This is a genomic window from Arthrobacter sp. FW306-1B-F12A (assembly GCF_058781865.1).
In genome coordinates this window covers 1-6,860 of the sequence record NZ_JBYSXD010000085.1, presented here as the reverse complement: position 1 = coordinate 6,860, position 6,860 = coordinate 1, and the positions used below count along the sequence as shown (strand labels likewise).

The 6,860-nt window shown below is 64.8% G+C and carries 6 protein-coding genes; 5 read left to right on the top strand and 1 reads right to left on the bottom strand.

Annotated features, from left to right (window positions below):
* The coding region (locus AC3WJU_RS22040) for an NAD(P)H-dependent flavin oxidoreductase (RefSeq protein ID WP_492260869.1) at positions 1-1,081 on the top strand (1,081 nt) is incomplete at its 5' end.
* A gap of 138 nt (positions 1,082-1,219) precedes the next feature.
* Here the strand turns inward: AC3WJU_RS22040 and AC3WJU_RS22035 are convergent.
* Positions 1,220-2,419: a YbfB/YjiJ family MFS transporter gene (locus tag AC3WJU_RS22035; RefSeq protein ID WP_492260868.1), complete on the bottom strand. Its 1,200-nt coding sequence runs from the start codon at positions 2,417-2,419 to the stop codon at positions 1,220-1,222.
* 391 nt (positions 2,420-2,810) lie between these two features.
* On the opposite strand from AC3WJU_RS22035, the gene AC3WJU_RS22030 reads away from it, so the two are divergent.
* The 4 genes from AC3WJU_RS22030 (at position 2,811) to AC3WJU_RS22015 (ending at position 5,286) form a co-directional block, all read left to right on the top strand.
* A complete protein-coding gene (locus AC3WJU_RS22030) occupies positions 2,811-3,416 on the top strand; it encodes a helix-turn-helix domain-containing protein (RefSeq protein ID WP_492260867.1) in 606 nt (201 codons plus the stop codon).
* Positions 3,409-4,128, top strand: coding sequence for a B3/B4 domain-containing protein (locus tag AC3WJU_RS22025; protein ID WP_492260866.1), 720 nt, complete (start codon positions 3,409-3,411; stop codon positions 4,126-4,128). Before AC3WJU_RS22030 ends, AC3WJU_RS22025 begins: the two co-directional genes overlap by 8 nt.
* Positions 4,129-4,181: 53 nt before the next feature.
* The gene (locus AC3WJU_RS22020) at positions 4,182-5,033 is read left to right on the top strand and encodes an EamA family transporter (protein ID WP_492260870.1); all 852 of its coding nucleotides are present in this window, start codon (positions 4,182-4,184) and stop codon (positions 5,031-5,033) included.
* Between the two features lie 118 nt (positions 5,034-5,151).
* Positions 5,152-5,286 (top strand): hypothetical protein, encoded by a 135-nt coding sequence (locus AC3WJU_RS22015; protein WP_492260865.1) that lies wholly within the window; start codon positions 5,152-5,154, stop codon positions 5,284-5,286.
* The last annotated feature ends 1,574 nt before the right edge of the window (positions 5,287-6,860 follow it).

The following is a 6,860-nucleotide window of genomic DNA, read 5'->3' as shown; positions in this document are numbered from 1 at the left end:
ATCAGTCAAAACAGAAGTACGAGACACCCATCAAGCATCCCCGACCACCACTCCAGGATTTAGGAGACACGCCCTAGTCGCGGCACCCATGGCAGGTGGACCGAGCACCCCGGCCCTCGTCCTGGCAGCGGCGTCCACCGGAGCCTCCGGCTTTCTTGCCGGCGGTTACAAAAGTGTCGACGCCCTTGCGCAGGAAGTAGCGGATGTCCGGGCCGCGACAGACCTTTTCGGGGTGAACCTCTTTGCCCCGAACCCCGTCCCTGTCCACCGCCAGGCCTTCATCGAGTATGCGCAAGCACTCACCAAGGAAGCATCCCGCTTTGGACTCGACTTGAGCAACGTGGAGCCCAAAGAGGACGACGATGAGTGGAATTCCAAAGTCGAGTTCCTCATTGACAATCCAGTGCCCGTTGTCAGCTTCACGTTCGGCCTGCCCACCGCTGATGTAGTAGAGCGACTTCAAACAGCCGGCACCCGGGTCTTCCAGACCGTCACCAATCCAGACGAAGCCGGGCGAGCGCAGGCCCTTGGGGTCGACGGACTCGTCGTCCAGTCCTACCGCGCGGGCGGACATTCAGGGACATTCACGCCGCAAACTCCCGTCAAGGACGTCCCCTTGCCGGGGCTCCTGGCCGGCATCCGTTCAAAAGTCCGCCTCCCCCTGTGGGCCGCGGGCGGGCTGTCAACACATGAAGGAATCAGGCAAGTACTTGCCGCGGGGGCCGAAGCCGCCGTCGTCGGGACCGTTCTGCTCCGAACTCCGGAAAGCGGTGCCTCCGCAGCTTACAAGGACGCACTTGCCGATCCGGCCCGAACAGAGACGCTGCTGACGACTGCCTTCTCCGGACGACCGGCCCGCGCATTGCGCAATGGTTTCGTTAACCGGTTCCACGCCCTGGCACCGGCAGGCTACCCGGCGTTGCACCACCTGACGAGCCCGATGCGTAAAGCAGCCGCGGCAGCCGGGGACGCGGACGGCATCAACATCTGGGCGGGCACCGGATACCGCGATGCCACGACCGATCCGGCTGCAACTATCCTCAGCCGGCTTGCCGGAAAGAACCCCGCTCTGTCGTCCTGACACCTAGAGACACATCGTCCCGGGTCACTTGTCGAAAAAGGAGTTCGGCAAGTGACCCGGGACGATAACCTGCGCCGGGGTATCAGTCAGGGGTGATGCTCCAGCGTTACAAGCGGGGGAAGTGTGGCAATCACATCGCTATCGGACCGGCAATGGAGACAAGTCGTGCGGAAAGCGCAGGCACATGGCAGCTGCGGCCAGCGCGGCGGCAAAGACCAGGATGCTTCCCAAGATCATTGCTTGGCCGTATCCGCTGGCCAGGAGGGGCGCGGCCAATATCGGACCGAGGATCTGGCCGACACTGTATCCGGCGGTCAAAAGCCCCACGGCACGCGGCGTTTGCAGGTGGTCGCCGATCGCCAGGGCCAAGGAACTCACTCCCATGAAAGTGGCACCAAAAAGACCTGCCGCAATGAGCGAAACCACAGTTCCACCGAAAAATGCCGGCAGTGCGATACCAACGGCCTGGACGGCCAATGAGACGAATAGCAAGGTGGGACGCGTCCATCTGCGCGCCAACCAGGTCCACAGCACCGACGATGGGATCGCCGCGAGACCGACCACGATCCATACACTTGACCCGATCGACTCCGAAGCACCGGATTGGACAGCCGCAACAAGGAACGTACCGGCAATAATGTAGCCAACACCCTCCAAGGTGTAGCTGGTCCAGAGAGCAGCGAACCATTTCCCTGTCCGCCGTCGTGTCTTCGAGATTGTCTCCACGGTGCCGGGGCTTGCGGCCGGGAGCCTCCATGCGGCTGCCGCGAGCAGGGCGGTTGCAGCTGCGCTGATCAACCACGTCATCTGCCAGGTCGCTGCCGTGCGGATGATGGCAATCATGATGCCGGATAGCAGTATTCCTGCGCCTACCCCGCCAAACCCCCAGCCTGCCAGGTGCCGGGTCTTGGTCGCCAGACCTGTCAGCATCGATGAAACCGCGACGACGAAAACAATCGAACTTGCAGCACCTGCCACCAGCCGAAGGGCAAACCACAAGCTGCTGGACTCTGTCGCAGGCATCAGGGCAAGCGAAGCGATCAAGATCAGCAAAGACAACCGGACTGCAACTGCGGACCGGGAAACGCGGGGTATGCCGATCCCGATGAGCGCACCCAGGAGATAGCCAATGTAGTTCGCGGATGCCAGGTCAGCGCCCGTCTGGGCTGTCACCCCTGCTTGTGCCTGCATCAAGGGAAGAATGGGCGTAAAGACAAAGCGCCCGATGCCCATGGCAGCGGCAAGGGCGCAGGCCGCTTGCATCACAAGCCACAACTGTGAATGCTCCCTGCTGTTGGACTGGTGGCGGCGGACTGGGGTTTGTTCGCTGTTAAGCATGCTTTTCACGCTATGGCCCCACGGCATTGCCGTGAAATGCCGAAAAGTATCCACTCATGCCTCAAGGACATGAATCCGGGAGCCGAATCTGCCGCAGGGTTTGGGTGCCGTAGCAGTGGCCTGTGGAACAAGGGGCGAAATTGCGGTGAGGGAATGTCCATTCGTGCTCCTGCGGGACGGACCGGATCCTAGCGAGGGACCAGCGATGCAACTTGGGACTGGGCCGGCCCTGCTCGTTCGCTGTCATCCGCCTGCTGATCCGGCGGATCTCCCCGCACTACTGCAACACCTTCGAGGAGGCCGAAGATTCGCCGACGCACGGGCCTCCATCAAAGCTTGATCTGCGCGCGCTTCATGCAATGTTGCACCGTAAGTGCACTATACTGCATTCATGGATTCGAACGCAGAGGTCTTGGCGCGCGCCATCGGCGCGCGGGTGAAGCACGAGCGGAACGCCCACGGGTGGACGCTCGATCAGCTCGCCGAGGGCGCGGGCGTGAGCCGGCGCATGGTCGTCAACGTCGAGCAGGGATCGGTGAACCCGAGCGTCGGCATGCTGCTGCGGCTCTCCGACGCGCTCGGAGTGGGACTGCCCGCCCTCGTCGAGCCACCGGCCGCGAAGACGGCGAAGGTGACTCGGAGCGGCGACGGCGCGGCGCTGTGGACCGGGGCGCACGGCGGACGCGGCGTGCTCGTGGCTGGCACCGAGCCGCCGAACGTGGTCGAGCTGTGGGACTGGACGCTCGGGCCGGGCGACCGCCACGAGAGCGAGGCTCACGCAGCCGGCACTCGGGAGCTGCTCCAGGTCCTGCAGGGCTCGATCACCGTAGAGGTCGCCGGGCGGTCCCATGCGCTCGACACCGGGGACGCGCTGGCGTTCTTCGGCGACGCCGATCATTCCTATTCCAATCCGAACGACGCCCCGGCCCGGTTCACGCTCTGCGTCTACGAACCGGGCGTGGGGCACGCACACAGATCGGAGGCCACCGATGCCTGAGACCCTGTCCCCGGAAGCGTTCCTCGCCGCCTGCGCGGTCGACCCCGCCGTGCACGAACTGCGACCGGACTACCGCGCCCTCCTCTTCGTCATCGAAGGGCTCGACCTGAAGGCGGTCCCCTCGTCGGCCGACGAGCTGATTGGCCGGGCGGAGGCCCGGGCCCGGGAGTTGCTCGCCGGCTCGCCCGTGGACGAGCAGCCGCACATCGCGGCGTGGCGGGAGGCGTACCGGTCGTTCGGCGCGAAGCCGCAGCGCACCCGCAACAGCCTCGAGGCCCTCACACGCCGCGCCGAGGGCGGCCTGCCGAGGGTCAATGCGCTCACGGACGTCTACAACGCAATCTCGGTGCTGCACCAGATCCCCCTCGGCGGCGAAGACTTCGACCTCTACGAGGGTCCGGCCCGGCTGGTGCGCGCCACCGGGGATGAGCACTTCGACGCCGTCGCCGGGGGCGAGACGGTCGTCGAGCATCCCGAGGCGGGCGAGGTCGTCTGGCGCGACGACAACGGCGTGACCTGCCGCCGCTGGAACTGGAGGCAGGGCCGCCGCACCGGGCTTTCCGACAGCACACGGACGGCGTTCTTCATCATGGACGCCCTCGTTCCTTTGACGGACGAGGAGCTGATCTCCGCCGGCAACGCCCTGGTAGAAGCGCTCTCGGCCATCGGCCACGAGGTCCACGCATCCCGGCGATTCATCGGGGCCCCGTGACCGCGCGCAACGACGTCGCCCGGATCCCGCCGTGGGCGCTAGCGGTCGTGGCGATGCTCTCGGTTCAGCTATCCAACGCCCTGTCGGTGCCGGTGATCGAGCAGGTCGGCCCAGCGGGCGCGGCCTGGCTGCGCATGTGCTTCGGCGTGCTCTTCCTCTGGGTCATCGCGCGGCCAGCCATCCGCTCGCTGCGCCGCGGGGACGTCCCCGCGCTGCTGGCGCTGGGAGTGGTGACCGGCTTCATGACCACGTTCTTCCTCGCCGCCGTCGAGCGCATCCCGCTCGGGACGGCCGTGGCGATCGAGTTCCTCGGACCGCTGACCGTAGCGGGCCTGATGAGCAGGCAGCGCAAGGCCCTTGCCTGGCCCGGCCTGGCGTTCGCCGGCGTGGTGCTGCTGACCGAGCCCTGGAGCGGGAGCATCGACCTCGTCGGCGTCGGCTTCGCCCTGGCCGCCGGCATCTGCTGGGGCCTGTACAACCTGCTCACCCAGCATGTCGGCGACCGGTTCTCCGGCATCAGCGGCCTCTCGCTCACGATCCCGGTTGCGGCCCTGGCCACGCTGCCGGTCGGGCTGCCGCAGGTCGTCGGCGGCGATTTCACCTGGTGGGTGCTGCCCGCTGCCGCGGGGATCGCTCTGATCACCCCGGTGATCGCGTTCGGCCTGGAAATGCTGGCGCTTCGACGCATGACCCACACCGCCTTCGGCACCCTGCTGTCGATCGAGCCCGCTTTCGGCGTCCTCATCGGGCTGCTCGTGCTGGCCCAGACGCCCACCGCGCTGCAGGTCGGCGGGATCGCGATTGTCGTCGCCGCCGGCGCGGCCGCCCAGCGCGGTGGTAGACGCACCATCGAGCCCGTCCTCGCCGCCGACCTGCACGCTTCGGCGACGAAGGAGACCCCATGACCAGCGAACTAGGACGCGCCGCCAAGCCGAAGTACACCTCGACGTTCATCTTCGAGGTCGGCGAGCTCGACGACGACTTCCACTAGACGCGGAGGTCTACTGGGCCGACACGGGCTCCGTGCGCCCGTTCCTCGGCATGGAGACCAACCGGATCGCCAAGGGCCGTTACGACGAATTGCTCGGCGAGTACCGGGTCGTCATCTCCGAAGTGAAGTCCGGGCCTCGGCCTCGAGCGGCGACCCGAACCGCCTGAAGGACGGCATCGGCCTACCGGACATGCGATACTCTCTCTGCAATCTCCGCGGCCGCATTCTTCGTCGATAGATACTGGCTCTCGGCGCCAGTTGGGACCGAATCCGGGGGCGTCTTTTGAAGACGCACTCTCGGAGAGAGTATTGGTGACAATGGCATCCTTGCCGTCACCGAGCGATCAATGTAGCTGTCCACAGGCAAAGGATCGCCCTGTACCTCCTCAGGCGTGGGGACCAAGCCGTTCTTGCCTGAGCTGGCCGATCGCGACTAAGCCAGCGCTTCTTTTGGCGGGCCCTATGCAGAACGGATCCTTGGCTGTTCCTGGTCCGGAACGCCACCCTGAACGGGGGGTGATTCGACATTCGAGGCAAGAACGGATGTGTCATTGCCTCGAGCGAAAACTCGGAGTGGTACAACAAGGGATACAAACAATACTTTCGAGATCGGGAACCGCATGCGTAAGCGCGCCCTAGCACTCTGGCTCTCCCTGCCTACCCTTCTGGCAGGCTGCGCTGGTGGAAGTCCGACGGCGCAGCCCGCCGTCACCGTTACTCAGACGGTGACGGTCACTGCAGCGCCAAGTCCATCACCTACACCGACACCGACACGGTCGGGGCCCCTGCCGCTAGGAACCACGGCCCAACTTCCAAGCGGCGGCAGCGTTACGGTATTTGAACACCGAAAAGGCGTTGAACCGCAAGACGTGAACCAAGAGGCCATCGACATTCAAGTCTGTATTCCCACCCAGACTTCGAGCTCCCCCGCTACGATCTATCAGCGTTTCTGGTCGCTTCGAGACGCCGCCAACCGCACCTACACCCCGGCCAGCGCAACCTGGCAGCATCCGGGAGCGGTTCCGGGGTTCTGGCCACCGGAACAGCAAGTTAAGGCCGGAGACTGCTACCGGGCCTGGGTCATCATCGAGGGCTCAAACACCACACCAATGACCTCTGCACGGTACTCAAACGACTCAACAGGCGTCATTTTGGACTGGGCACTCCCCCAGTAGTTCACGAGTCGCCCCACCGCCAGTTTGTGGGGCGACTCAGGCGCCGGTGATACAGACGCGTGAGCGCCATCAGCTAATGCGATTTCCGGGGCCGCGCGGCAAGCGCGGGATTGCAAGCAGTCCCGACCCAACCAAACCATCGACTGCGTCTGCACAAGTAGCGGCCGTCCAGACACCTTCGGACCAGAAAGACAGAACGGCCGTGTGGCGACCGATCCACTGCCAGCCCATCGGGGCACCAACGGAGATCGCAGCCTCCCCGCCCGCCACATCAATCCACAGACTACGTCTCGTCTACCGACGCGACTAGCAGTGGGCTTGCATACACCCTGCCTATGAAAAAAGTCAAGCTTTGTCAACAGTCAGGGGCCAAATAGGCCCCTGACCTGCGACAACACTGTGCCCGAGGTGGGACTCGAACCGCATTCCGGGCCTTGGAAACACTGGGAAGTGCAGAAAACATAGCCAATCCGGGCCAAACCGGCGGCGGTACGGCCCAATCCGACCGATATACGACCCAGTCCGACAGCAAAAGTGTTGACACTGTCAACAGCCCGCATCCGCCC

Coding starts and splice junctions, on each gene's coding strand:
- AC3WJU_RS22035 (WP_492260868.1), bottom strand. CDS start 2,419: ATGCTTAACAGCGAACAAACCCCAGTCCGCCGCCACCAGTCCAACAGC.
- AC3WJU_RS22030 (WP_492260867.1), top strand. CDS start 2,811: ATGGATTCGAACGCAGAGGTCTTGGCGCGCGCCATCGGCGCGCGGGTG.
- AC3WJU_RS22025 (WP_492260866.1), top strand. CDS start 3,409: ATGCCTGAGACCCTGTCCCCGGAAGCGTTCCTCGCCGCCTGCGCGGTC.
- AC3WJU_RS22020 (WP_492260870.1), top strand. CDS start 4,182: ATGCTCTCGGTTCAGCTATCCAACGCCCTGTCGGTGCCGGTGATCGAG.